This is a genomic window from Siccirubricoccus phaeus (assembly GCF_008360935.1).
In the GTDB taxonomy this organism is placed as follows: Bacteria; Pseudomonadota; Alphaproteobacteria; order Acetobacterales; family Acetobacteraceae; genus Siccirubricoccus; species Siccirubricoccus phaeus.
In genome coordinates this window covers 237,655-261,126 of record NZ_SRXO01000008.1, presented here as the reverse complement: position 1 = coordinate 261,126, position 23,472 = coordinate 237,655, and the positions used below count along the sequence as shown (strand labels likewise).

General features: G+C 69.3%; 24 protein-coding genes. 11 read left to right on the top strand and 13 right to left on the bottom strand.

The window, feature by feature from the left end:
• Positions 1–228: 228 nt before the first annotated feature.
• Genes spt through E5N76_RS13920 form a run of 4 tightly spaced genes read right to left on the bottom strand, consistent with a single transcriptional unit; the run spans position 229 to position 4,209 of the window.
• Positions 229–1,437: a serine palmitoyltransferase gene (spt, locus tag E5N76_RS13935; protein ID WP_149537904.1), complete on the bottom strand. Its 1,209-nt coding sequence runs from the start codon at positions 1,435–1,437 to the stop codon at positions 229–231.
• A 3-nt stretch (positions 1,438–1,440) separates the two neighbouring features.
• Positions 1,441–1,692 carry an acyl carrier protein gene (locus E5N76_RS13930; RefSeq protein ID WP_149537903.1) on the bottom strand — a complete coding sequence of 84 codons (252 nt, stop codon included), beginning with the start codon at positions 1,690–1,692 and terminating at the stop codon, positions 1,441–1,443.
• Positions 1,693–1,726: 34 nt separating this feature from the next.
• Positions 1,727–3,085: a lipopolysaccharide biosynthesis protein gene (locus E5N76_RS13925; protein WP_149537902.1), complete on the bottom strand. Its 1,359-nt coding sequence runs from the start codon at positions 3,083–3,085 to the stop codon at positions 1,727–1,729.
• The gene (locus E5N76_RS13920; protein ID WP_149537901.1) at positions 3,082–4,209 is read right to left on the bottom strand and encodes a glycosyltransferase family 4 protein; all 1,128 of its coding nucleotides are present in this window, start codon (positions 4,207–4,209) and stop codon (positions 3,082–3,084) included. The genes E5N76_RS13925 and E5N76_RS13920 overlap by 4 nt, the downstream gene beginning before the upstream one ends.
• An 86-nt stretch (positions 4,210–4,295) precedes the next feature.
• Between E5N76_RS13920 and E5N76_RS13915 the strand changes: the two genes are divergently transcribed.
• Entirely contained in the window at positions 4,296–5,468 is a 1,173-nt protein-coding gene (locus E5N76_RS13915) for a mitochondrial fission ELM1 family protein (protein WP_187830158.1), read from the top strand.
• On the opposite strand, the gene E5N76_RS13910 is transcribed toward E5N76_RS13915, so the two are convergent.
• On the bottom strand, positions 5,377–6,321 hold the full coding sequence (locus E5N76_RS13910) for a glycosyltransferase family protein (protein WP_207791975.1): 945 nt from the start codon (positions 6,319–6,321) through the stop codon (positions 5,377–5,379). The genes E5N76_RS13915 and E5N76_RS13910 overlap by 92 nt on opposite strands.
• A 93-nt stretch (positions 6,322–6,414) precedes the next feature.
• On the opposite strand from E5N76_RS13910, the gene E5N76_RS13905 reads away from it, so the two are divergent.
• Positions 6,415–6,792, top strand: a complete 378-nt coding sequence (locus E5N76_RS13905; protein WP_149537899.1) for a hypothetical protein — start codon at positions 6,415–6,417, stop codon at positions 6,790–6,792.
• 29 nt (positions 6,793–6,821) lie between these two features.
• Here E5N76_RS13905 and E5N76_RS13900 read toward each other — a convergent pair whose 3' ends face one another.
• The 4 genes from E5N76_RS13900 to E5N76_RS13885 all read right to left on the bottom strand — a co-directional run bounded on the left by E5N76_RS13900 (position 6,822) and on the right by E5N76_RS13885 (position 10,907).
• On the bottom strand, positions 6,822–7,787 hold the full coding sequence (locus E5N76_RS13900; protein ID WP_149537898.1) for an NAD-dependent epimerase/dehydratase family protein: 966 nt from the start codon (positions 7,785–7,787) through the stop codon (positions 6,822–6,824).
• Positions 7,784–9,541 (bottom strand): fatty acyl-AMP ligase, encoded by a 1,758-nt coding sequence (locus E5N76_RS13895; RefSeq protein WP_149537897.1) that lies wholly within the window; start codon positions 9,539–9,541, stop codon positions 7,784–7,786. The genes E5N76_RS13900 and E5N76_RS13895 overlap by 4 nt, the downstream gene beginning before the upstream one ends.
• A complete protein-coding gene (locus E5N76_RS13890; RefSeq protein WP_187830157.1) occupies positions 9,538–10,314 on the bottom strand; it encodes a phosphocholine cytidylyltransferase family protein in 777 nt (258 codons plus the stop codon). Before E5N76_RS13890 ends, E5N76_RS13895 begins: the two co-directional genes overlap by 4 nt.
• 260 nt (positions 10,315–10,574) lie before the next feature.
• Entirely contained in the window at positions 10,575–10,907 is a 333-nt protein-coding gene (locus E5N76_RS13885) for an MlaA family lipoprotein (RefSeq protein WP_149537896.1), read from the bottom strand.
• A gap of 172 nt (positions 10,908–11,079) precedes the next feature.
• Between E5N76_RS13885 and E5N76_RS13880 the strand changes: the two genes are divergently transcribed.
• On the top strand, positions 11,080–11,700 hold the full coding sequence (locus E5N76_RS13880) for a TetR family transcriptional regulator (RefSeq protein ID WP_187830156.1): 621 nt from the start codon (positions 11,080–11,082) through the stop codon (positions 11,698–11,700).
• 333 nt (positions 11,701–12,033) lie between these two features.
• A complete protein-coding gene (locus tag E5N76_RS13875; RefSeq protein WP_149537894.1) occupies positions 12,034–12,684 on the top strand; it encodes a TetR/AcrR family transcriptional regulator in 651 nt (216 codons plus the stop codon).
• A 242-nt stretch (positions 12,685–12,926) separates the two neighbouring features.
• Here the strand turns inward: E5N76_RS13875 and E5N76_RS13870 are convergent, their stop codons facing one another.
• The 4 genes from E5N76_RS13870 to E5N76_RS13855 are packed head-to-tail and all read right to left on the bottom strand — an operon-like array spanning position 12,927 to position 16,801.
• Positions 12,927–13,469, bottom strand: a complete 543-nt coding sequence (locus tag E5N76_RS13870; protein ID WP_149537893.1) for a MarR family winged helix-turn-helix transcriptional regulator — start codon at positions 13,467–13,469, stop codon at positions 12,927–12,929.
• 3 nt (positions 13,470–13,472) lie between these two features.
• The gene (locus tag E5N76_RS13865) at positions 13,473–14,429 is read right to left on the bottom strand and encodes a Bug family tripartite tricarboxylate transporter substrate binding protein (protein ID WP_149537892.1); all 957 of its coding nucleotides are present in this window, start codon (positions 14,427–14,429) and stop codon (positions 13,473–13,475) included.
• The gene (locus E5N76_RS13860; protein WP_149537891.1) at positions 14,419–15,633 is read right to left on the bottom strand and encodes a CaiB/BaiF CoA transferase family protein; all 1,215 of its coding nucleotides are present in this window, start codon (positions 15,631–15,633) and stop codon (positions 14,419–14,421) included. Before E5N76_RS13860 ends, E5N76_RS13865 begins: the two co-directional genes overlap by 11 nt.
• 1 nt (position 15,634) lies before the next feature.
• Entirely contained in the window at positions 15,635–16,801 is a 1,167-nt protein-coding gene (locus tag E5N76_RS13855) for an acyl-CoA dehydrogenase family protein (RefSeq protein WP_149537890.1), read from the bottom strand.
• A gap of 80 nt (positions 16,802–16,881) precedes the next feature.
• On the opposite strand from E5N76_RS13855, the gene E5N76_RS13850 reads away from it, so the two are divergent.
• From E5N76_RS13850 to E5N76_RS13820, 7 genes are read left to right on the top strand one after another with little or no spacing between them, the layout of a single operon-like run.
• A complete protein-coding gene (locus E5N76_RS13850) occupies positions 16,882–18,042 on the top strand; it encodes an acyl-CoA dehydrogenase family protein (RefSeq protein WP_149537889.1) in 1,161 nt (386 codons plus the stop codon).
• 48 nt (positions 18,043–18,090) lie between these two features.
• Positions 18,091–19,248 (top strand): thiolase C-terminal domain-containing protein, encoded by a 1,158-nt coding sequence (locus E5N76_RS13845; RefSeq protein WP_207791974.1) that lies wholly within the window; start codon positions 18,091–18,093, stop codon positions 19,246–19,248.
• On the top strand, positions 19,245–19,694 hold the full coding sequence (locus tag E5N76_RS13840; RefSeq protein WP_207791973.1) for a Zn-ribbon domain-containing OB-fold protein: 450 nt from the start codon (positions 19,245–19,247) through the stop codon (positions 19,692–19,694). Before E5N76_RS13845 ends, E5N76_RS13840 begins: the two co-directional genes overlap by 4 nt.
• Position 19,695: 1 nt before the next feature.
• Positions 19,696–20,151, top strand: a complete 456-nt coding sequence (locus E5N76_RS13835; protein ID WP_149537887.1) for a MaoC family dehydratase — start codon at positions 19,696–19,698, stop codon at positions 20,149–20,151.
• Positions 20,148–21,047 carry an HpcH/HpaI aldolase/citrate lyase family protein gene (locus E5N76_RS13830; RefSeq protein ID WP_149537886.1) on the top strand — a complete coding sequence of 300 codons (900 nt, stop codon included), beginning with the start codon at positions 20,148–20,150 and terminating at the stop codon, positions 21,045–21,047. Before E5N76_RS13835 ends, E5N76_RS13830 begins: the two co-directional genes overlap by 4 nt.
• A 32-nt stretch (positions 21,048–21,079) precedes the next feature.
• A complete protein-coding gene (locus E5N76_RS13825) occupies positions 21,080–21,943 on the top strand; it encodes a MaoC/PaaZ C-terminal domain-containing protein (RefSeq protein ID WP_149537885.1) in 864 nt (287 codons plus the stop codon).
• Complete coding sequence (locus E5N76_RS13820) at positions 21,940–23,454, top strand: acyl-CoA synthetase (RefSeq protein WP_149537884.1); 1,515 nt, start codon at positions 21,940–21,942, stop codon at positions 23,452–23,454. The genes E5N76_RS13825 and E5N76_RS13820 overlap by 4 nt, the downstream gene beginning before the upstream one ends.
• Positions 23,455–23,472 lie beyond the last annotated feature (18 nt).

Below are 23,472 nucleotides of genomic sequence, written 5' to 3'. Positions count from 1 at the left end.
AGATCCTCGGAGTATGGCCGCATCCTGGCTGGCCTCCATCGCCCAGCCCAGAGCTTGAATCAGATCTCAGCCCGTTTCGGAACCCCCGATTCAGAGCAAACACAGCATGCTCTAGCGGCTGCTTTTGCCGCCCGCCGCGCAACGTGGAGTGACCGTAAACTCCTGTTTCTGCAAGCTCCCGCTTCTGAGGCATTCAGGCGCCAAGCGTTCCCCCTCTCGGCCACTTATCTATTCCGCCGCCTCCAGCCCGGTGTTCACCACCTCCAGCGCCTGCCCGACCCGGGAGATGGCGGCGATGGCGGTGTCGATCTGCTCCGGGACCAAGGCGGCGCTGACGCTCATCCGGAGCAGCGGCCGTCCGCCCGGCGTGGCGGTTCCGAGGGCCAGGTTGGTATAGACCCCCGCCGCCAGCAGCCGGTTCCAGAACAGGATGGCTCGCTCCCGATCCGGCATGGGCAGGGCAATGATAGGACTCGGTGCCGCACCGAGGGCGAAGCCGGCGGCGGCAAGGCCGCCATGCAGATGCTGCGCGTTCCGCCAGAGCTGCGCCCGCAGGCCGGGCCGCGACTCGATCGCCGCCAGCGCCCTGGCCACCGAGGCGACCACCGCGGGCGGCAGTGAGGCGGAGAACATGTAGGCGCGCGAGGCCAGCCGCAGCACGTCGAAATCCTCGTGGTCGGAGGCACAGAAGCCGCCTATCGCGCCGAGACTCTTGCTGAAGGTACCGACGACGAAGTCGACATCGGCCTCGACGCCCTCCGCCTCGGCGAGGCCGCGCCCCTGCGCGCCCAGCACGCCGAGCGAGTGCGCCTCGTCGACCAGCAGCCAGGCTCCCGCCTCGCGCTTGACCGCGGCGATCTCGCGCAGCGGCGCGGTATCGCCCAGCATGCTGTAGATGCCCTCGACCACGATGAGCTTCTCGCCAGGCTGGTCGGCGAGAACGCGCAGGCGGCGGCGTAGGTCGTCAGGATCGTTGTGGCGGAAGCGGGTGACCTGGGCGCCGCCCAGCCGCGCCCCGTCGTAGATGCTGGCATGGCTGTCGGCATCCAGCAGCAGGTGGTCGCCGCGTCCTGCCAGCACCGACAGCATGCCGAGATTGGCCTGGAAGCCGGTGCTGAAGACCATGGCCGACCGGCGGCCGAGAAACTGCGCCAGCCGCCGCTCCAGCGTCGCGTGGCCGCCATAGGTCCCGTTGGCGATGCGCGAGCCGGTCGTTCCGGTGCCTTCGGCGGTGGTGGCCGAGATCGCGCTGGCGATGCAGTCCGGGTCGAAGGTCAGGCCGAGATAGTTGTTCGTGCCGAGCAGCAGGATCTGCCGTCCTTCCAGCAGAGCCTCGGTCGCCGAGAGCACCGCGTCGAAACACACCCTGAAGGGATCCCTGCCGGCAGCGACCAGCGCCATGTGCTCGGCGCGGAGGCCACGGAATTTCGCGAGCATCGATCAGCCGGCCGGGCTGGTGGCGCGTGTCAGGACCTGCACGAGGTCGCTGATCGTTTCGATTCCCGCCATCTGGTCCATCGGGATCACCGTGTCGAGGCGAGTCTCCAGCAGCATGATGAAATCCATCGCTGCAACCGAATCCAGGCTGAGGTCATGCAGAATGCTGGTTTCCGGCGTCATGGGTCCCGCGGATTTTCCGAGCTCCTCAAGCGCACCGGTGACCGCCCGCAGGATCTCCTGCTCGTCAGCCATACCCGTTCCTTTCAGTCGCGTCCCAAGAATGAAGTCACCGAAGTGTAATGCAATTCTCATCCCTCTGCGACGGACCGGCAGCTCCGAACCAGCGCAGAGTCGATACGGCTTGGCTCAGGAGCAGCAGCAAGGCTGAGAGGATGGCCGCGACGCCGGCCCCTTCCAGCCCAAACAGGCCGAGGCCGCTCAACGCCATGGGGAGATAGGCGATGGTCGCCAGCCCACGCAGGCGCAGGGCCAGGGCGTGGCGTCCGACCGACACGAGCAGCGGTTCCAGCGCGAAACCGGCGAAGCCGATCGAGGCGGCGACGGCCAGCAACAGCATTGTGCCCCAGGCCGCCACGGCCGCCTCCCCCCCCACGAGGCAGAGCAACCGCTCTCCCGCTGCCGCGAGGAGCAGCAGAATCCCCACCGCGACCAGGGCGGAAAGGCGCAGGCCGCGCCGGAGCAACGCCCTCAGCGCCTCCCGATCATGCGCCGCAGCCAGGCGACTCAGCTCCGGGTAGAGCGCGGGGGTCAGAAAGCGACTCGGCTTCAGCGCCGCCTCGCCGATCTGCCGCGCCAGAGAGAAGAACGCTGCCTCGGCGGGGCCGAGTACCCAGCCGACACAGAGCGTCGCGGCATGACCGGAGCCCAGCGAGAGCGTGGTCATGAGATTCGTCGACCAGGTGAAGCCCCAGAGGCCTGGATGCGCCACCGTCGCCCGCACCCGCCGTCCGGCCGGGTCGCGTTGCAGCAGGCCGCGCCGCGCCATCTCCCCCCAGGCTGCGGCGACGAGCGCCAGGCCGCCCAGCGCCGTCGCGGCGTACCAGGCGCCCAGGAAGGCCGGCAGCCCGCCGCCGAGCGCCGCCGCGCCAGCCGCCCCCGCCAGCCGGATCGCCGCGCCCAGCGCATCCCGCCGCGCCAGCAAATCGAAACGGTCGAGGAGACGGAGCAGCCCGACCGGTGTCGCCGTCACCAGGAAGACGGTGCAGGTCGCGTAGAGGGCCGCGATGGGGGACGTTCCGGTGGGCAGGCCGAGATACGGCCCGAGGAGCCAGGCCGCGGCGGCGGCGACGGCAGCGCCGGCGGCCGCGGCGGCCAGGTCGAGCCCTAGGGTGAAGCGCAGCAGGGCGTGGAACTCCGCCCGCCGCGCCGGGCCCAGGCACTCCGCGCCGAAGCGCAGCACGGCCTGCCAGGACTGGAACTTGACCAGGGAAGCGGCCGTCTGGGCGATGGCGTGGGTGAGGACGAGCACGCCCATCGCCTCTGCCCCGAGGCTGCGCATGGCGATGCCGAAGGCGGCGAGATTGAGCAGCGCGGCCGCTGCCTTGCCGCTCAACACCAGCCCCGCATTGTGCAGGATGCGGCGCAGGATCGCATCGGCCCTGGCCGGCCTCGGCAGCGTGGTCATGGTACGGCGCCCTGCAGCCGCGCCATGATCCGGGCGGCGCGGGCATCCCAGGTGTACTCCGCCAGGAAGGCGACGCGGGCCGCGGCACCGAGCGCGGCAGCCCGCTCCGGCTCGCGCAGGAGCTGCCGCAGGGCGGCGGCCCAGGCCGCCGGATCACCGGGCGGCAGGAGCAGCGCCGTCTCTCCGTCACGCAGGATCTCCCGCAGCGCAGGGATGTCCGACGCCAGGATCGGCTTTCCCGCTGCCATGTATTCGAAAACCTTCAGCGGCGACATCCAGCGGCCGATCTCCCGCCCGGCGGCGGAGGCGACGTTCGGTTGCGGCGGCGCGAGCAGCAGGTCGAACCGGGCAAGGAAGGCGGGCACGCGGGCATGCGGCACGAAACCATGCAGGTGAAGGTTCGCCTGGCCCGCGCAGCGGGCGCGCCACTGCGCCAGGTCCCGCTCGGTCCCGCCGACGACATGCAGGTCGCAGCCCGGCAGGGCGGTGGCCAGCGCCGCCACAATCTCCATGCCTTTCCCTGGGTAGAGGTGGCCGACATAGCCGAGCTGCGGCACGCCCGGCCGTCCCGGCCAGGGTTCGGGCAGCGGGCCGGGGTCGGCGACCGGATCCGCCCCGTCATGCGCCACCAGCACCGGCTGCCTCCGCAGGGCCGGGACGCGGGTGGCATAGTCCTCCGCCAGCGCCTGCGAGATGGCAACCAGCAGCGCGAAGCGGGGATGGCGGAACAGCCAGGACTCGGCCAGCCGGCGCGCCCGCCGGGTCGGCAGGGCATGCGCCTCGTAGGCGATGGGGACCGCGCCGAGCCGGCTGGCGCAGGCCAGGGCGTAGACGTGCCGGCCATAGATCAGCTCTGGCGGCCGTGACCCCATCGCCTGCGCCACCAGCAGCGGATAGAGCAGATTCTTCGCCGCGGGCAGGGTGGGGGGCGCCCGCAGCACCAGCTCGAAGCAGCGCTCGATCCCATAGGCGGCGAAGACCGCCGGGGCATCCTGTTGCCGCCCGCGTGCATAGAGCGTCACCTCATGCCCGGCGGCGGCGAGGGCGCGGCACATCTTCAATACGTTGATGGCGCTGGCGACGCGGGACGGCAGGGCGGTCCCCGCCACATAGGCTATGCGCATGGCGCCGCTCCGGCGGAGTGGCGATGGTGCCGCTTGTGCCGGCGCACCGCGCTGCCCATGCTGGCGCCCCGATGCCACCGGACAGGATGAGCACACCGGACCGGCCGCCGCGCATCTGGGCGCTGCTCGGCCCGCGGACCGGGGACAACAACCAGGTGCTCGCCCTGGCCGAGGCGCTGGGCGAGCCGGTCCGGCCGGTGCCGCTGCGCTACAACCTCCTGCGCCTGCTGCCGAACCGCTTCGGCGATACGGGCCGCCTGAGCCTGGCCCCCGCCTCGCGGCCCCTGCTGGCGCCACCCTGGCCGGATCTCGTCATTGGAGCAGGCCAGCGCAGCGTGCCGGTGGCGCGCTGGATCCGCGCCCGCTCCGGCGGCCATACCCGCATCGTGCAGATAGGCCGGCCGCGCTGCGACCCGGCGCGGCTCGACCTGGTGGTGACCACGCCGCAATACGGCGTCCCGCCGGGGCCGACCGTGCTGGAGGCGCCGCTCAGCCTCACCCGGCAGACGCCCGAAGTGCTGGCGGCGGCGGCCCTGGCCTGGCGTGACCGGCTGGAGGGCTTTCCCTCGCCGAGGCGGGCCCTGGTGCTGGGGGGCGATTCCTGGCCCTGGCGATTGCGCCGCACGGAGGTCGAAGCAGCCTGTCGCATGCTGTTCGCCCGGGCGCAGGCCGAGGGGGGCAGCGTGCTGGCGATCGGCAGCCGCCGAACCCCTGCGGCGGTCGCCGACGCCGTCCGCGCCGCGCTCGCGGCGGCACCCGTCCCGTCGGCCTTCCTCGAGGGGACTGGGGAGCACAGCCCCTATGCCGGCCTGTTGGCCCTGGCCGACGAGATCCTGGTGACCGCGGACAGCGTCGCCATGATCTCGGACGCCGTCGCCACCGGCAAGCCGGTCGGGCTGGTCCCGGTGCACGCGGCGGGATTGGGCGGGGCCTGGCTCCGGCTGATGCGCGGGCTGCGCCGGGCCGATGCCAGCGCGCCGGCGGCCGGCCTGCTGCCGCGCGCCGCCGGCCGGGCCTGGGGCGCGCTGGTGCGCCGCGGGCTGGCCGGCTGGCCCCGCGATCTCTGGTTCCTCTGGCGGGCGATGGAGCGTCATGGCCTGGCGGGCTCGGTGGGAGCGCCGGTCCGGGGCAATCCCCCGGCTGTGGCCGAGGCGGCAGCGGCGTGGGTCAGGCGGCTTCTCCCGCCGGTGCCGGCCGGAGGCGGCCGCGATGCCGCTCGACCAGGGACAGCGCATCGGGGCGGATATGGCGCTCCCTGATGCCATGCTCCACCTCCTCGCGCGTCACCGAGCCGGCATCGAGGCATTCCGCCAGCAGGGCGAAGAAATACGCCTCCTGCGCCGGGTCGGGGTGCGGCCGGTAGCGCGAGCAGGCCGTCCAGAGCCGCAAGGCAGGCCCGACCAGTGCCGACGGAATGGGGCCGAAGCCGCGTTCGCGGAGGGTGAAATCCACCGGCAGCCCGGTCTTCCAGGGCTGGGTCCGCCGCTTGGTGTTGTGCAGCAGCCGGGTCTTGGGGGCCAGGCGGTCGAAATCGTTCCACTCCGGTTCCAGCAGGCCGATGCTCTCGCGCGGCTCGCGCCGCAGCTCGATCCAGTCCACATAGTCCAGGCGGCCGGCGAACAGATCCTCCAGCCGCTCAGGGAAGCGCCAGTGCGGCAGCTTCGCGCAATCGAGCAGCATGACGCTGCTGGCGAGATACTCGGGGGCGCCGTTATGGCCGGGGCGAGCGCGGCACCAGATTGCCTTGCCCTCCCGGTCGCGAGCGAAGAGCTCGCCCACATCGCCGACGGCGAAGACATCCGGGTCCACCACCAGGGCCACCCCCCGATGGTCCATGGCATCGGGCACGGCGAAACGCAGGGGAGTAAAGGATTGCAGGTCGTTGTTCCGCCAGATCCGGCGATGCCCGCCCCGCAGGAAGCTGCGTCCCTCCGCCGCGCGCAGCGGCGCGCAGTGCTCGGCTTCGAGCAGCCGGACCTCGAAGCCGGCAGGCTCACGGGCATTGCGGCGGAAGGAATGGGCCGAAACCAGGGCGCCGAGCCGCTGCTTGGCGTTGGTATGGACGAAGACCACGGGCGAGGCCGCAGAGTTGTTCCCCACCACCATGCTCATGGGCCCCTCCGGATACGCCGCCCCGGACGATGGGTGGCCCTGGCTCTCCTTCTCCCGGCGCTCCTCGCCGGCTGCGCTGACCGGGCGGACGGCGTGAGCGAGGAGAAGCCGGTGGCCACCGCCCCTGCCGGCGCCACGGCCGGACTGTTCGATGGCTGGTATCGCGGACAGCAGATCCCGACCAGCTTCGACTTCGCGTGCCGCGGCAGGACGCGCTCGATCTGGTTCCATGTGCAGGATGGGCTCATCGACTTGCGTTCCTCGCGCCGCCATCGTGGCATCTGGAAGCCGGAGCAGACGGGCACGGTTTCTTCCGGTGGGGATGTGGCCCTGCGCGGGACGAAGAGCTCCAGCTTCGCCGTGGGCCGCATTGCGGATGGCCGTCTGACCGCCGCCGATATTCCCGACCCCCTCGTGGCGCAGGCGGGTCGCACCCCATGCACCTCCCGGTACGAGGCGGTACGGGAGTAGCCGGGGCTTCGATGCTACCGCTGCGTCCCTCAGGCATGGGCTCCCTCCGGGAGGCCGAGGGTGGCCCACCAGGCGACGGTCTCGCGCAGCCCCGACCGCAGGGTGACGCGGGGCGTCCAGACCAGGGAGGGCAGCTGCCGCTGCGCCGCGGAGCTCCAGTCCCGATGCAGGACCTCCCGGGCCTTGCCGCGCCCGAACAGGGAGGCATTGCCGGACAGGACCGCCCAGGCGTCCGCCACCGCGCCTGCGGCGAGGAGCGCGATGTCCGGCACCGGCAGGAAACGTGGCTGGTGCTGCAGGTATTCGCCGATCAACCGCAGCACTTCCTGCCACTCGTAGCCGGCGTGCTGGCCGTCCGTGACCTCGAACCGCGCACCTGCCGGGCCGGAGTGGCAGAGGGTGGCGATGGCAGCGGCGACATCCGCCGCATGGACGAATGTGATGCGCGGCTCGGGGGGGCGCGGCACCGGCACGATCCGTGCAGTGGCAAGCCGGCACAGGGCGATGCCCTCTCGATCGCCTGGACCGTAGATGACAGAGGGCCGCAGCACCACCCAGGGCACGCGGTCCTCAAGGGCGGCTATGGCCGCTGCCTCGCCCGCCTGTTTGCTCTCCGCATAGGCCGAAAGCCGCGGCTCCCGGGCCGCGAGGGAGGAGACGAGGATGCAGCGCGCACCCGGCGCTGCGGCGACGACCGCCGCCGCGAGTCGTGCGCTGCCGTCCCGGTTCACCGCGAGGAACTCCGAGCGCCGCCGTGCCTTGGTGAGGCCGGCGAGGTGCACGACGGCCTGCGCGCCTTGCACGAGGCGGTGCAGCGCATCCGCATCCGTGAGGTCACCGCGCACGATGTCCGGCGCAGCTATGCCGTCCGGCCGCTGGGCATCCCGCCGCACCAGGACCCGCAGTCGCCAGCCCTCTCGCGCCAGGGCTGCGAGGACATGGCGCCCGAGGAAGCCGGTGCCGCCGGTGACGGCCGCAAGCGGGGAGCCCTTCATGGGTGCAACTCGGCCGCCTCCGCGGCGGGAGCGCCGAACGCCCCGTCGAGGTATCGCGCCCGGGTCAGAGACCGGCTGAGCTTGCCCGACGAGGTGTGCGGCAGGCTGCCCGGCGGCACCAGCACGATCCTGGCCTCGAGGCCGTGCCGGGTGCGCAGCACGCCTCCCACATCGGTGGCGAGCCTCTCACGGGCCGCGCGGTCGGGGGCGCCGCGCGCCTCGATCAGCAGCACGACCTGCTCCGTGCCATCCTCCTCGACCGCGAAGGCGGCGACATCGCCGCCGCGGACGGTCTTCACGGCTTGCTCGACCGACCATTCCAGATCCTGGGGCCAAACATTGCGGCCATTGACGATGATCAGGTCCTTGGCGCGCCCAGTGATCACGATCTGGCCTTTCAGCAGATATCCGAGATCGCCCGTGTCGAGCCAGCCGTCCGGGGACAGGACGGCGGCGGTCTCCTCGGGGCAGCGGTCATACCCGGTCATCAGCCCCGGCCCGCGAACCACGATACGCCCGACCTCGCGCTCTCCGACTCGGCGGCCGGCGGCGTCGCGGACCTCCACCTCCGTGCCCGGCAGCGGCGCGCCGCAGATGGCGAAAGCGCGGGGGCGCCGGGTTTCGGGCATCGCCGGGGCCGCGACGCCCTCGCGCTCGAGCCGATCGAGGTCTACGGTGTCGGTGGCGCAGCCTGCTCCCAGCGGGGCGAAGCTGATGGCCAACGTCGCCTCGGCCATGCCGTAGCTCGGCAGAAAGGCCTCGGCACGAAACCCGTCCGGAGCGAAGGTCTCCGCGAAGCGCGCCAGGACCGGGGTACGAATCATATCGCCGCCGATGCCGGCGACGCGCCAGGCGGACAGATCCAGGGCCGGCCCGGCCGCCGATGCCGACCGCCCGCGCCGAACGCAAAGCTCGTAGCCGAAGCTCGGACTGTAGGAGAGGGTGCCGCGGTTGGCAGAGAGCAGACGTAGCCAGAGCTGCGGCCGCCGCGCGAATTCCTGCGCCGGCAGCAGGTCCACCGTGACCTGCCCGGCCATCGGCGACAGCAAGAATCCGACCAGCCCCATGTCATGGTAGAGCGGCAGCCAGGATACGGCCCGGTCCTCTGGGCGCACCTGGAGGCCATGCTGCAGGATGGAACGGGCATTCTCCATCAGCGCCCGCTGGGTCACCGCGACGCCGACGGGAAAGCGTGTGCTGCCGGAGGAGAATTGCAAATAGGCGATCTCGTCATCCCGGACGGGCGGCAGGGATATCGGGGCGCCCGCGCCATTCGCCAGGGCGGCGATGGTGCCGAAGACCTTTACCCCGCTTCCGCGCGCAATGGGGATCAGCCAGGCCTGCAGCGCCTCTGGCACAAAGAGGCCCGATGCCCCTGCGGCAAGAACCAGACGGCGAATATGCTCGACGTAGATGTCCTGTCCACCGAAGGCCGCCGGCAGGGGCAACAAGGCCGGCACCAGGCCGGCATATTGGGAGGCGCAGAACGCGGTCACCACGTCCGGATGTGTTTCGGCGACAATGGCGACCCTGTCCCCGCGCCGGAGGCCGGCCTGCAGCAGGCGCCCGGCCAGCGCCACGGCGCCCCGTCGCAGCGCCCGATAGGACAAGGCTGCCGTGATCTCGCCCTTGCCGTTGAAGAAGTTCAGCCCCGTCCGGCCCTCGGCGGCGTAGTCGAGCGCCTCGGGCAAGGTAGCGAAGTCACCGAGGCGGCTGGCAAGGTTGTTCAGCGTGGGCAGTGGACCGGTCGTCATCCCGCGACCCTCACCGTCTCGTCGCCCAGTGCCGGATCGGCGGCGATCCAGCCCCGCACCAGGGCCTCGGCGCGTTCGAGATCGGTTGGGAAGTCAACCTCTCCCCAGCCGAGGCCCTCGATCGAAGCCACCCGGACCTCGGCCTTCCGTGCCAGGACGTCGATGACCGAGAGATACCATCGCTGCAGCCCGTCTGGTTGCTGCAGGACGGTCTCGAGCGCGGCCGCGAACAGCTCGCCACCGTCATGCCGGAACAGGAGCATGCCAATGGATTCGCCGTCCGTCTCCGCAAGCGGCAGGGTCTTGCCGATTGCCTTCAGCCGCGTCCCGTCGAGGGACACCTTCATGTCGTCGGCATCGTAGGTGGGCTTGCGGTCTATGGTGACCGTGATCGGTGCCCTCGGTGCGCGCAGGGCGCAGCGCAGTACGGCTGGCTCGAACAGCGTGTCGCCATTCAGCAGCACCGCATCGCCTTCCCGCAGCAGGTCTCGTGCCAGGAAGCAGCTGCCGATATTGTCAGCGACAGCGAAGAATGGATTGAACCGAGTCTGCACCCCGGCTGCGACCGGCCCCATGCTCCGCAGCGCGGTTTCGATCGCATCTGCCCCGAAACCGGTGACGACCGTGACACGCGTAATGCCGTTCGCGGCCAGCGCCCGCAATTGCCAGTGCAGGATCGACCGACCGGCGATCTGCAGCAGGCATTTGGGCAGGAATTTCGTCAGGGGGATCAGTCGCCGGCCCTGCCCGGCACAAAGGATGACAGCGTGCAAGATACGAGCTCCATCATCTGGCGGTGCGGATCCCCAGTTCCGTTCTGCCGCGATGTCGAAGGATGAATCAAAAGGCCTGCGGCGTGCCGCAACAGCTTGAGAGACAGCATACCGACGGATTGGACCTCTGCTGCCAGCCCCGCGATATCGGCGCAGCAGAAGGAGCCGAGACCAGAATGCGCCAGCGCGACGGCCTGCCGCCCCGAGCCCGGTTCCGAGCGCATGGGCCGTCGCGTGGGCCCAACCTGGCACCCCACCCGTCAACCTCCGTGGCCTGCCGGACGCTGCCTGTCCTGGTTCTGGATTAGAGCGCAGCGACGCTGGCGATAGGCGCTGCGGAAGGTGGCGTAGGGATCAAGCGAGCCGGCCTTTACATCATCAACGGCGTCGACCAGCTCCTCACGCTTGTCGATGGCAGCAAGCCCGGCCCATCCCCAGTAGAGCGCGTCCGCAGTGTCGCCCTGGCCGATCCAGGTGAGGGGCTGTGCGGCGATATCCGCCCCGAGACCCAGCACATCGCGCGGGTTGCACGGACCGAGCACAGGCAAAAAAAGGCAGAGACCCTCATCAACGCCCCAGGGAGTCAAAGCCATTGCGATCAACACTCCTCAGCGAGGCGGCGTCGAGTTCGACGGGCGGCGCAGTCAGGTCGGGACGGGGGACCCCCGCCGCAAAGCGGGCCCACGGCCGGGGCATAGCCAGACCACCTACGCTTGATCATATACATTAATGACTGTATGTAAATACCTGAAGCAGGGCAAGTGGATGGCACGTCGCACCAAGGATGAGGCTGAACGAACCCGCGCGGCGGTGTTCGATGCTGCCGTTCAGGTCTTTCTCGCGCGCGGCGTTGCGCGCGCCAGCCTGGACGAGGTCGCGCGCGCCGCCGGCGTCACACGCGGGGCCGTGTACTGGCATTTCCGTGACAAGCTGGACCTTTTTCTGGCGATCGACGCCCACGCCCGCCTGCCCGCCGAGGAATTGCTGGCGCGGCTGGCCGCCTATCAGGGTCCGGACCCTGTGGGAGAACTCGCCCAGGCGCTGGACGAGTGCCTGACGGCGCTTGAGGCCGACCCGGAGCGTCGCCGCCTTCTCACCGTCGTACTGGTGCGCTGCGAGTACACCGAGGAGATGGCGCCGGCGCTCGAGCGGCAACGCCGCGCCGATGCGGCTCTCCGTACTGCCTTCCGTCAGATCTTTGACCGCACTGCCCAGGTTCATGGGTTGGTGTCAGCCTGGCGACCGGAGGCGGCGGCGCTGGCGCTTCACACCCTGCTGACCGGTCTGCTGCAGAATTGGCTGCGGGGAGCCGATATCTGCCTTGCTGCCGAAGGTGTGGAGGTGGTGCGCAATCTCCTGGCTTCGATCGATGCCGGCGCCCGTTGACTGCCCCCACGCTGCGAAGCCCCGGCTGACGGCTCAAGCGGCATAGGGTCGGACGCCGAAATACGGTTGGTCGCCGGATAAATCGCCTGTAAGGGCGGCGTGCGCGACAGCGCCACGGCTGCTGGCCGAGACCGACGCTAGTGGCTGCCGGGACAACGCTCACAGTTGCCCAGCTCAGCCGCGCTACTCCGGGCCGATCCTGCCCTTGGGGAGCCTCGATCGAGGACAGGCCAACTCGCCTGGCGGCACATCCTGCTATATGATCAACGATCGTTGACGGCGTGCAAGGCCGGAGCCAGGCGGCGGCCAGGGCAATGGCTTACGAGGAGTGCTATGGCGCAGAAGGTGGAGACCGAGAACCGCGGACAGGAGACGCGCCGCCGCATTTTGGAAGCTGCGATGCTCCGCTTCGCACAACGCAGCTATGAGGAGACAACGTTGCGCGACATCGCTGCCGATGTCGGGGTCGACGTCGCTTTGGTTCATCGCAGCTTCGGGTCCAAAGAGCGGCTCTTCGAGGAAGTGGTGAACATCGCCTTCCAACCGCAGCAGCTATTCACCGCGGATCGCAGCGAGCTAACTGCGCGTCTCACCGCGAGAGTTTTGAGACCCAGCCTCGATCAGGCGCTGCACGTCCTTGATCCGTTGGACATACTGATCCGGAACTTACTTAGTCGCGAGGCAATCCCGCTTCTCCGCGAAGCCATCGCGAGGGACGTCGTCGTGCCCTTGGGTTCAAAGCTTGATGATCCGGCGCCTCAGCGCGCAGCGCTGCTGGCGGCGTGCTTGGCAGGAATCAGCATTTTCCGGAATGTGCTGATGGCGGAGCCCCTCCTTGAGGACGCCGATGCGCATCTCGAAAGCCTGATTTCTGACATTATCAGCACAATAGCGGGAAAGAAATCCGCCGTTCGTCGATCGCCATGTAAGGCAGCTCGCAAAGCTCCACGGAAAAAGCCTGCGAGACCCCGCCGCTCCAGTTGATCCTTGCCGGTCGCTGCAGCATGGCCAGTGGCGTCAGCAGCACGTCGAGGGTGGGAGCACTTAGGGTCTGTCCCCGTTGCATCGGTCACGACGGGTCTGATTCAAGCTCTCCTGGAGGGCTTGGCCGGCATCGGCAGGCAAAGAGTGTTGGAGCCTGGCTTCCCTCTCCTCCGCGATCCGGCGCTCGGTTCGCGTCACGGTGTTGCTGCCGAGGAAGTCCGCAGGACTGCGGAAGCGGGACGCTAGCCGGCTCCAACTTCGTCTGTAGCATCCAAGAGACTGCCAGCCTCATCTTCGTCCCGAAGGGCACGGCGTATGTTGCGCCGAATGACCGTCAGCACCCGATCTGCAACAGCCATCTCCTCAGCAGAGAGCCCAGCCAGAACCTGTTCATTCAGCTTGCGCCCGACCTCCACCATGCGGGCCTGGATCAAGCGGCCCTTAGCGGTGACAAAGATCCGATGGATGCGACGGTCCAGCGCGTCGTCCTGCCGGACCACCAGCCCTGCCGACTCGAGCCGATCGATCATGGACCCCACTGCAACCTTGCCCAGGCCAAGCAAGCGTGCCAGCTCCGCCTGCGTCATACCTCCTTCGTCCTTGCGGGAGAGTTGCGCCAGCACCGACCACTGGGCCCTGGTGACGCCGTGGGGCCGCATTTCCTGGTCAAACAGGATCTGGCGAAGCCGCGAGACGTCGTGGATCAGGAAGCCGATGCGGAACTCGCCGCTCGCCTTCGTCTCGTTCGTGCCGGACGGCCTGGCCCCGGTCGCGGGTAAGTCCACAAGCTACTCCTTGGGCAGATTGGCGGCCTGGGCGATACGCCCCCAGAGGGCGATCTCACGGGACTGATAAGCCGCAAGCTCATCCGGTGTCGATGTCGCGGCGACGAGGCCGATGCTCAGGGAAAAGCGTTCTCCCTCCTCGCTGTCGATGATGGCGCGGATCTCCCGGTTCAGCCGGGCCTGGATGGCTGCCGGGCTGCGGGCTGGCAGGAAGACCGCAACCCAGGAGGCGAACTCGTAGCCCGGCACCCCCGCCTCCTGCAGCGTCGGTACCTCCGGCAGCATCGGGATGCGCTGCGCCGTGGTAACCCCCAGGGCGCGCAGCGTGCCGGCCCGGATATGCTCCCCGGCCGCGGCGAGATCGCTGACCAGGAATTGCAGCCTTCCGGCCAGCAGGTCGGTTACGGCGGCCGGTGTTCCCCGATAGCTGATCTGCTCCGCCGCGATCCCGGTCAGGCTTTTCAGCAGCTGCGCCGCAGCCAGGCTGCCGATGTTGCCGGTGCCATAGTTGAGCGCGCCAGCCTTGGCGCGTGCGACGGCGATGAACTCCTCGACCGTCCGTGCCGGAAAGTCGGTGCGAACCATCAGCACGAGCGGGGCGAGGCTGGTCAGCGTCACCGGCAGGAAGCCGCGGACGGGGTCGAATCCCGGCTCTTTCGCCAGGTGCACGCTCGCCGCATGGGTGGAGTTGGTGGCGAAGAAGGCGGTGTGCCCGTCCGGTGCCGCCCGGGCGGCCTGGCGTGCAGCGATCAGCCCATTGCCGCCGGCCAGGTTCTCGATCACCACCGTCTGGCCGAGGCGCGACGAAAGCCGTTCCGCCACGAAACGGGCGATACCGTCCGTCGCGCTGCCAGGCGGAAAGGGCACGATGGCCCGCAGCGCCCGGGTTGGCCAAGGCTCATCCTGCGCACGTCCTGCCATCGGGGCCAGCAGGCCGGTGAGCAAGGTCCTACGTCGCATCGGCCGGCCCCCGGATGGCGCCCGCAGCACGCAATGCGCAGATTTCCTCCGCGGTGAAGCCGTAGCCGGCCAGCACTTCCGCCGAATGTTCACCCAACAGCGGTGGCGGCGACATGACCTTGCGCGGCTGACCGTTGAACTGGATCGGCTGCGCCATGGTCTTGAGCGGCCCAAGCGCGGGGTGCTCGTACTCCAGCACGATGCCGCGCGCTGCCGTGTGCGGATGCGTCAGCATCTCCAGCAAGGTGTTGATGGCCGCGCAAGGAATGCCCACGCGGCCGCAGAACTCCACCCACTCGGCGACGGTGCGGGCAGCGATGATCTCCTGCACCAGCGCGACCGTTTCCGCAAAGTGGCGCACGCGATCGGCATTCGTCCGGAAGCGCGGGTCCGCCGCCAATTCCGTTCGGCCGATGCCGGCGGCAAACCGCTGCCAGAGATTGTCGCTGGCGATACCGATCAGCACCGGTCCGTCCGACGCCTCGAAAGCCTGGTAGGGGCAAAGGGATTCGTGACCCGAGCCGCTTTTCTCCGGCAGCACGCCCTTCTCCCAGTAGATCTGCAGGTTGTAGCCGAGTAGCGCAGCCGCGGTCTCGAACAGCGAGACTTCCATTCGAGAACCCTTCCCCGTCCGCCCGCGCTCCAACAGCGCGGCGAGGATGCCGGAGAAGGCATGCATGCCGGTGGACTGGTCGATCGGCGAGAAGGGGCTGCGGATCGGTCCACCTCCGCGCTCGCCGGTCATGGCCATGATGCCCGAGAAGGCCTGCAGAATGACGTCGTAGCCAAGGCCTTTGGCGAGCGGCCCGGTGCGGCCGAAGCCCGAGATGGTGCAATGCACGAGCCGGGGATTGGCGGCGCAGAGCGCTTCAGCACCGATGCCGAGGCGCTCGGCGACGCCCGTCGCGTAGCTTTCGATCACCACGTCGGCTGCGGCCGCCATACGCCGCGCCGCGGCCTGGCCCTCCGCCGTTTTCAGGTCAAGGGCCAGGCTGCGCTTGTTGCGGTTGGCGCTGAGGAAAACCGCGCCGGCGCGGCCGCCCGGTGCTTCGCGAAAGGGCGGCCAGCCCCGCGTGTCGTCACCGGCTTCGGGAGGCTCGATCTTCACCACATCGGCGCCGAGATCCCCCAGCCACTGCCCGCAGAGCGGGCCGGCCAGCACCTTGGAGAAGTCGAGCACCCGGACACCAGCAAGCGGAACCATATCAATAGCTCTTCGGTTGTTCGAGCACGCGCTCGGCGATGAAGGAGAGGATCATCTGCTCCGAGACCGGGGCGATGCGGGTGATCATCACCTCGCGCAGCAGGCGCTCGACCACATACTCTTTCGCATAGCCCATGCCGCCATGGGTGAGGACGGCGCGGAGGCAGGCCTCGTAGCCGGCGCGGGAGCCGAGCAGCTTCGCTGCATTGGCCTCGGCGCCGCAGGGCCGGCCCCGGTCATAGAGCCAGGCGGCCTTCATCGCCATCATCCAGGCGCTCTCGAGGGCGGTCCAGCATTCGGCCAGCGGGTGCTGGACCGCCTGGTTCTGGCCGATGGGCCGGCCGAAGACGCTGCGCTCGCGGGCATAGCGGCTGGCGCGCTCCAGCGCGTCCTGGCCGATGGCGATGCCCTCCACCGCGACCAGGATGCGCTCCGGGTTCAGGCTGTCGAGCAGGTAGGAGAAGCCGCGCCCCTCCTCGCCGATGCGGTCCTCCTCCGGGATGAAGAGGTCGTCGATGAAGACCATATTCGAATCGACGGCGGCGCGGCCCATCTTCGGGATGCGCTGTACCTCCACGCGCTCGCGGTCGAGATCGGTGTAGAAGAGGGTGATGCCCTCGGTCGGGCGCCGCGCCTCCTCCTTCCGCGTGGTGCGGGTCAGCAGCAGGATCTTGTTCGCCACCTGCCCCGTCGAGGTCCAGATCTTCCGCCCGTTGACGCGATAGCCGCCGGGTACCCGGCGCGCGAAGGTGGTGATGCTGGTGGTGTCCAGCCCGGCATTCGGCTCGGTCACGCCGAAGCAGGCCTGGTCGGAGCCGGCGACGAGCGCCGGGATCCAGCGCGCCTTCTGCTCCGGGGTGCCGTGAACGACGATCGGGTGCGGGCCGAACATGTTGATGTGCAGCGCCGAGGCCGCGCCCATGCCGCCGCCATGGCGGGCGACGGTGTGCATCATCAGCGCCGCCTCGGTGACGCCGAGCCCGGCGCCACCATGCTCGACGGGCATGGTGATGCCGAGCCAGCCGCCCTCGGCCATGGCGCGGTGGAACTCCCGGGGGAAGCGGGCCTCGGCCTCGCAGTCGCGCCAATAATCGTCGCCGAAGCGGCGGCAGGTGGCGGCGACGCCCTCGATGATCGCTTCCTGTTCCGGGGTGAGGCCGAAATCCATAGCACCGCTCCCACAGGGCGCTTGCAGCAGCACCGTACGCATGCTTACCATACGATAGCGAACAATGGGAGGAAAGGCCGATGTTGGAGCGGCCCCGCACGGTTTTCGACGAAGGCCATGAGCTCTTCCGGCGGGCCGTTCGCCGCTTTGTCGAGGCGGAGCTGGTGCCGCATCATCCCGCCTGGGAGGCGGCCGGCATCGTCCCGCGCGACGTCTGGCTGAAGGCCGGCGCGGCCGGGCTGCTCTGCTGCGACATCCCGACCGATTACGGCGGCGCGGGCGGTGATTTCGGGCATTGCGCGGTGGTCACTGAAGAACTGGCGCGGGCCAATCTGAGCGGCCCCGGCTTCGTCGTCCATTCGGATATGGTGGCCACCTACATCACCCGCTTCGGCTCGGAAGAGCAGAAGCGCCGCTGGCTGCCCGGCATGTGCGACGGCAACCTGATCGGTGCCGTCGCAATGACGGAGCCTGATGCCGGCAGCGACCTTAAGGGCATCCGCACCCGTGCGGTTCGGGACGGCGACCACTACGTCATCAGCGGCCAGAAGACCTACATCTCCAATGGCCAGAACGCCCATCTGGTCGTCACCGCTGCCAAGACCGATCCGGCGGCAGGCGCCCGCGGCATCAGCCTGATCGTGGTGGAGACCTCTACGCCCGGCTTCCGCCGGGGGCGCAACCTGCACAAGCTTGGCATGCCCGCGGCGGATACTTCAGAGCTGTTCTACGACGAGGTCCGCGTGCCGGCGGCAAATCGCCTGGGCGAGGAAGGCCACGGCTTCGCCATGCTGATGACCAACCTGGCGCGCGAACGGCTTGTACAGGCAGTTCGTGGCAGCGTGGTGGCGGAAACCGTGATCGGCTGGACCGTATCCTACACCCGCGAGCGCAAGGCATTCGGCCAGACCATCGCGGACTTCCAGAACACCCGGTTCGTGCTTGCCGAACTTGCCGCCAAGACGGCAGCGGCCCGGGCCCTGACCGATCGCCTGATCGCGCTGCAGCTGGCGGGCACGCTCGACCCCGTGGAGGCCGGCATGGCCAAGCTGTTCTGCACCGACCTGCAATGCGAAGTGGTGGATCGTTGCCTGCAGCTCTTTGGCGGCGCCGGCTACATGATGGAGACGCCCATCGCGAAGGCCTATGCCGACGCGCGCGTCACCCGCATCGCCGGCGGCGCGGCGGAGGTGATGAAGGAGATCATCGGCCGACGGCTCTTCGCCGATGCCGGACGTTAGACCAGGGGGGAATGTGGGCGCATGACCGAGCGCACATTGCGGGGCAAGGTGGCGATCGCCGGCATCGGCGAGACAGTCTACTACAAGCATGGGCAGTCGCCCGATGCTGAGTTCAAGCTTGCGCTGCAGGCCATCCTTGCCGCGTGCCGGGATGCCGGCATCGACCCACGCGATGTCGACGGCTTCGCCTCCTACGGCGACGACCGGTCCGACGGACCGCGCCTTGCCGCAGCGCTCGGCATCAGGGAGCTTCGCTTCTCCAACATGCATTGGGGCGGCGGCGGCGGCGGCGTCGCCGCAGCGGTCGCCAATGCGGGGGCGGCGGTGCAGTCGGGCATGGCGAATTGCGTCATCGCCTTCCGTTCCCTCGCTCAGGGACAGTTCGCCCGCTACGGCCGCAGCCGCACTGGCGCGGCGGCCATGGGAGATGACGCCTTCCTGGCGCCTTATGGGCTGATGTCACCGGCACAGCGCTTCGCCATGAAGATCACCCGCTTCATGACGGGCAACGGCATTCGGCACGAGGCACTGCGGGCGATCGCCATGGCCTCCTACCACCATGCACAGAACAACCCGAACGCGGTGATGCGTGGACGGCCGCTGACCGAAGAGAAATACGACAGCGCCCGCTGGATCATCGAGCCCTTCCACCGCCTCTTCGACTGCTGCCAGGAAAATGACGGGGCCGGTGCCGTGCTCGTCGTGCCGGCGGAGCGCGCGAAGGACCTGCCTCAGAAGCCGGTCTACCTGCTCGGTGCAGCGCAGGGCGGGCACCACCGCAGCGCCGCGCCGGTGCACAACGCGCCGGACTATGCCTCTGCTCATTTCAAAACGGTCGCGAGGAACATGTGGGCCATGGCCAAGCTCGGGCCGAAGGACTGCGACGTGGTGCAGGCCTACGAGAACTTCACGGGCGGCGTGCTGCTGAGCTTGGTGGAGCACGGCTTCATCGACCCGAAGACGGCGAATGAGCAGCTCGTGCTGGAGAACTTGCTGGCGCCCGGCGGGAAGATGCCGATGAACACCTCGGGCGGCAACCTGGCCGAATGCTACATGCATGGGCTGGAGATGGTGAACGAGGCGGTGCGCCAGCTGCGCGGCACCGCCATCAACCAGGTGGCGGGTGCCAATGTGGTCGCCGTGCTCGGCGGTCCGATGGTCACGCCGGTCAGCAGCCTGGTCGTCGGGACGGAGGCCGCCCTGTGAGCACCACAATGAACCGTGCCCTGCCCGACGGCCTGCCAGTGCCGGCGCAGGATGGCCTCGCCAAGCCCTACTGGGATGGCACCCGCCAGGGCAAGCTGGTGATCCAGAAGTGCCGCGACTGCGGCAAGTACCAATGGGGGCCGGAGTGGATCTGCCACCGCTGCCACTCCTTCGACCTCGCCTGGGAAGAGGTGGCGCCGAGGGGCCGCATCTGGTCCTGGCAGCGGCCCCACCATCCGGTGCATCCGGCGCTGAACGGGCACACGCCCTACACCATCGTGCTGGTGGAACTGCCAGACGCCGACAATGTCCGCATGGTCGGCAATCTGCTCTGTACCCCCGACACGCCGGTGACGATCGGTGCGGCCGTGGAGGCGATCTTCGAGCCGCATGACGAGGCGGAGCCACCCTACACGCTCGTGCAATGGCGCGTTCGGGAGGAATGACATGCCCGGCTTGTGGTTCGAGGAGTTCGAGGTCGGCCAGGTCTTCCGTCATGCCATCCGTCGGACGATCACCGAGGCGGACAATGTCTGGTTCTCCGCCCTCACCCATAACCCGGCAGCGCTGCACCTGGACGAAGAATACTGCCGCACCGAAACCGAGTTCGGCCAGCGCATCGTCAACAGCGCCTTCACGCTCGGCCTCATGGTCGGCATTTCGGTCGGCGACACCACGCTTGGCACCACGGTGGCGAATTTGGGCTGGGACGAGGTGCGCTTCCCGAAGCCGCTCTTCCACGGCGACACCGTCCGCGTTGAGTCCGAGGTGATTGCCAAGCGCGAGAGCCGGTCGCGTCCCGGCCAGGGCATCATCGAGTTCGTCCACCGCGCCTTCAACCAACAGGGTGAGCTGGTGGCGCACTGCCGGCGCTCTGCCCTGATGAAGGGCAAGCCGGCATGAGCCCGCCGCCGCGATCCTGGCTCTTCGTTCCCGGCGATAGCGAGCGCAAGCTCGCCAAAGGCGGCGACAGCGGCGCAGATGCGCTGATCCTCGATCTCGAGGATTCCGTGGCGGCAGCCCGCAAGCCGCTGGCGCGGGACATGGTCATGGCTTACCTGCAGGCGCAGGCCGGGGCGGAGCGACGCCCGCGCCTCTGGGTCCGCATCAACCCGCTCGAGGAGGGCGGCTTGCAGGACACGGCAGCGGTGGCGCGCGCCGCGCCGGACGGGCTGGTGGTGCCGAAGGTCAACGGTCCCGCCGATCTGCTGCGCCTCTCGCACTGGCTCGACGCGCTGGAGGCACGGGACGGCTTGCCTGCAGGCCGGATCCGCCTGCTCGCCGTGGCAACGGAAACGGCCGCCGCCGTCCTCGGCCTCGGCGACTATGCCCGCCAGCCCGTGCCACGCCTAGCCGGCCTCACCTGGGGCGCGGAGGACCTGCCGGCGGCGATCGGCGCCAGCAGCAACCAGGATCCGCGCGGCGGGCTGGCCCTCACCTACCGGATGGCGCGCTCGAACTGCCTGCTCGCCGCCGTCGCCGCCGGCGCCCAGCCGGTCGATACGCTGGAGGCGGATTTCCGCGACGAGGCCGCCCTGCGTGCCGCCTGCGCCGCGGCGCGGCGGGAGGGCTTCACCGGCAAGATCGCCATCCATCCCGCACAGGTCGCCGCCATCAACGAAGGCTTCCGCCCGACCGCGGAGGAGGTGGCCTTCGCCCGTCGCGTCTGCGCCGCCTTCGCCGCCAATCCGGGCATCGGCACGGTCGGCATGGACGGCCGCATGCTCGACATGCCGCATCTCCGCCAGGCGCAGCGCGTGCTGGCCGCCGATGCGGCCTTCGGACCGGGAGGAGCCTGACGCCCCCACTGGAAACCTGGGAGGACAACAAGGTGGCCATCGACTACGAACGCCTGAAGAACCGCCACTTTCCGGATATCGAGCAGAGCTACGGCTTCAAAGACACGATCCTTTACGCGCTCGGCCTCGGGCTCGGTCAGGATCCGCTCGATCGGCGCCAACTGCGCCATGTCCATGAGAAGGAGCTGGCCGCGCTGCCCACCATGGGCGTGGTGCTGGCAACGCCGGGCTTCTGGGTCAAGGAGCCCGACACCGGCGTGGATTGGCCGAAGGTGCTGCATGGCGAGCAGGGCCTCATCATTCACCGCCCGCTTCCACCCGAGGGCCGTGTCGTCGGCCGCCTCCGAATCGACGAGATCGTCGACAAGGGCGAAGGACGCGGCGCGCTGCTCTACAGCACGCGAGAGGTGCTGGACGCCGCGACGGGCGAGTTGCTCTGCAGCCTGACGAGCACCTCCTTTCTGCGCGGCGACGGCGGCTTCGGCGGCCCCTCGGGGCCGGTGCGCAAGCCACACCCAGTCCCGGAGGCGCCGCCGGAGGCAAGCTTTGACTGGACGCTCGGCCGCAATGCCGCGCTGCTCTACCGGCTGAATGGCGATTTCAACCCCGTCCATGCCGACCCCGACGTCGCCGCCCAGGCCGGCTTCGCCGAGCCGATCCTGCACGGCCTCGCCTCCTACGGCGTAGCCGCCTGGTCCGTGGCGAACCTGCTCTGCGACGGCAAGGCGGAACGGCTGCGGCGGTTCGACCTGCGCTTCACCTCGCCCGTCTACCCAGGGGAAACGCTGCGCACGGAGATCTGGCGCCTCGAGACGGGCGCAGCAGCCTTCCGTGTCCGCGTGCCAGCCCGGGACATGGTCGTGCTGAGCAATGGCCGGGCCGAGTATGCGCCATGACGGATGCGGCACTGATCATCAGCGGCGAGCGCCGGATAACCCGCGATGCCCTGATGGGTCGGGCCCGGCGCGCCGCCTCCGGCTTCGCCGCACTCGGCGTGGGCGCGGGTGACTGCGTCGTGCTGCTGTTGCGCAACGACTTCCCCTTCCTGGAGGCGAGCTACGCCGCCACCATGCTCGGCGGCTACGCGGTGCCGATCAACTGGCATTGGAAGCCGGACGAGGTCGCCTATCTGCTGCGCGACTGCGACGCCCGCATCGTGGTCGCGCATGCGGATCTCCTCCCGCTGCTGGCCGAGGCGCCGCCCGGTCTGACGGTGATCCCCGTCAGGACCCCGGCCGAGCTCGCTGCCGCCTACGGCCTGCCAATGGAGGAACCGGCCGGGGAGGATTGGGAAGCCTGGCTGACCCGACAGCCGGAATGGGACAGGCCGCCGCAGCCGGCACGCGAGAGCATGATCTACACCTCCGGCACAACGGGCCGCCCCAAGGGCGTCCGCCGCATGCCGCCCACGCCGGCGCAGGTGCAGGGCACCGCCCGCAACCGCGCGCAGATCTACGGCATCCGCCCCGGCATCCGCGCCCTGCTGCCAGGACCGCTCTATCACAGCGCCCCGAACAGCTTCGGCCTCCGCTCCGGCACCCTCGCGGAGCTGCTGGTGCTGATGCCCCGCTTCGATCCCGAGCAGCTTCTGGCGTTGATCGAGCGGCATCGGATCGACACGACCTTCCTCGTACCCACCATGTTCGTGCGCCTGCTGCGCCTGCCGGAGGAGGTACGGCGCCGCTACGACCTCTCCTCGCTTCGTCATGTCACGCATGCCGCCGCGCCCTGCCCGCCGGAGGTGAAGCGGGCCATGATCGAGTGGTGGGGCCCTGTGCTGCATGAGTTCTACGGCGCCACGGATCTCGGCGCGCCGACTGCCTGCGACAGCCAGGATTGGCTGGCCAAGCCCGGCACGGTCGGCCGCCTCACGGAGGGGGCGGTACTGAAGATCCTGGATGCCGAAGGTCGGGAATGCCCGCCCGGCGTTCCCGGAGAGATTTACGCCAGTTGCGATTACATGCCCGACTTCACCTACCACAAGCGCGACGCGGAGCGCCGGGCCGTGGAGCGGGACGGCCTGATCACGGTCGGCGATGTCGGCTACTTCGACGAGGACGGCTATCTTTTCCTCTGCGACCGCAAGCGGGACATGGTCATCTCTGGCGGAGTCAACATCTACCCAGCCGAGATCGAGGCGGTGCTGATCGGCGTCGAAGGCGTGCTGGACTGCGCTGTCTTCGGGATCCCCGATCCGGAATATGGCGAAGCCCTCTGCGCGGCGGTGCGCGCCCTGCCGGGCACGACCGAAGCCGCCATCCGCACGGCGCTCCAGGCCAAGCTGGCCAACTTCAAGGTGCCGCGCCGCATCGAGTTCCACGAGGAGCTGCCACGCGACGACTCCGGCAAGCTGCTCAAACGCAAGCTGCGGGAGCGGTACTGGCAGGGGGCCGGCCGCGCCATCTAAAGCCTGAACAAGCATCGT

Coding starts and splice junctions, on each gene's coding strand:
- spt (WP_149537904.1), bottom strand. CDS start 1,437: ATGCTCGCGAAATTCCGTGGCCTCCGCGCCGAGCACATGGCGCTGGTC.
- E5N76_RS13880 (WP_187830156.1), top strand. CDS start 11,080: ATGGCACGTCGCACCAAGGATGAGGCTGAACGAACCCGCGCGGCGGTG.
- E5N76_RS13835 (WP_149537887.1), top strand. CDS start 19,696: ATGCCCGGCTTGTGGTTCGAGGAGTTCGAGGTCGGCCAGGTCTTCCGT.
- E5N76_RS13915 (WP_187830158.1), top strand. CDS start 4,296: ATGAGCACACCGGACCGGCCGCCGCGCATCTGGGCGCTGCTCGGCCCG.
- E5N76_RS13820 (WP_149537884.1), top strand. CDS start 21,940: ATGACGGATGCGGCACTGATCATCAGCGGCGAGCGCCGGATAACCCGC.
- E5N76_RS13885 (WP_149537896.1), bottom strand. CDS start 10,907: ATGGCTTTGACTCCCTGGGGCGTTGATGAGGGTCTCTGCCTTTTTTTG.
- E5N76_RS13910 (WP_207791975.1), bottom strand. CDS start 6,321: ATGAGCATGGTGGTGGGGAACAACTCTGCGGCCTCGCCCGTGGTCTTC.
- E5N76_RS13895 (WP_149537897.1), bottom strand. CDS start 9,541: ATGACGACCGGTCCACTGCCCACGCTGAACAACCTTGCCAGCCGCCTC.
- E5N76_RS13875 (WP_149537894.1), top strand. CDS start 12,034: ATGGCGCAGAAGGTGGAGACCGAGAACCGCGGACAGGAGACGCGCCGC.
- E5N76_RS13855 (WP_149537890.1), bottom strand. CDS start 16,801: ATGGATTTCGGCCTCACCCCGGAACAGGAAGCGATCATCGAGGGCGTC.
- E5N76_RS13860 (WP_149537891.1), bottom strand. CDS start 15,633: ATGGTTCCGCTTGCTGGTGTCCGGGTGCTCGACTTCTCCAAGGTGCTG.
- E5N76_RS13865 (WP_149537892.1), bottom strand. CDS start 14,429: ATGCGACGTAGGACCTTGCTCACCGGCCTGCTGGCCCCGATGGCAGGA.
- E5N76_RS13900 (WP_149537898.1), bottom strand. CDS start 7,787: ATGAAGGGCTCCCCGCTTGCGGCCGTCACCGGCGGCACCGGCTTCCTC.
- E5N76_RS13925 (WP_149537902.1), bottom strand. CDS start 3,085: ATGACCACGCTGCCGAGGCCGGCCAGGGCCGATGCGATCCTGCGCCGC.
- E5N76_RS13930 (WP_149537903.1), bottom strand. CDS start 1,692: ATGGCTGACGAGCAGGAGATCCTGCGGGCGGTCACCGGTGCGCTTGAG.
- E5N76_RS13920 (WP_149537901.1), bottom strand. CDS start 4,209: ATGCGCATAGCCTATGTGGCGGGGACCGCCCTGCCGTCCCGCGTCGCC.
- E5N76_RS13850 (WP_149537889.1), top strand. CDS start 16,882: ATGTTGGAGCGGCCCCGCACGGTTTTCGACGAAGGCCATGAGCTCTTC.
- E5N76_RS13830 (WP_149537886.1), top strand. CDS start 20,148: ATGAGCCCGCCGCCGCGATCCTGGCTCTTCGTTCCCGGCGATAGCGAG.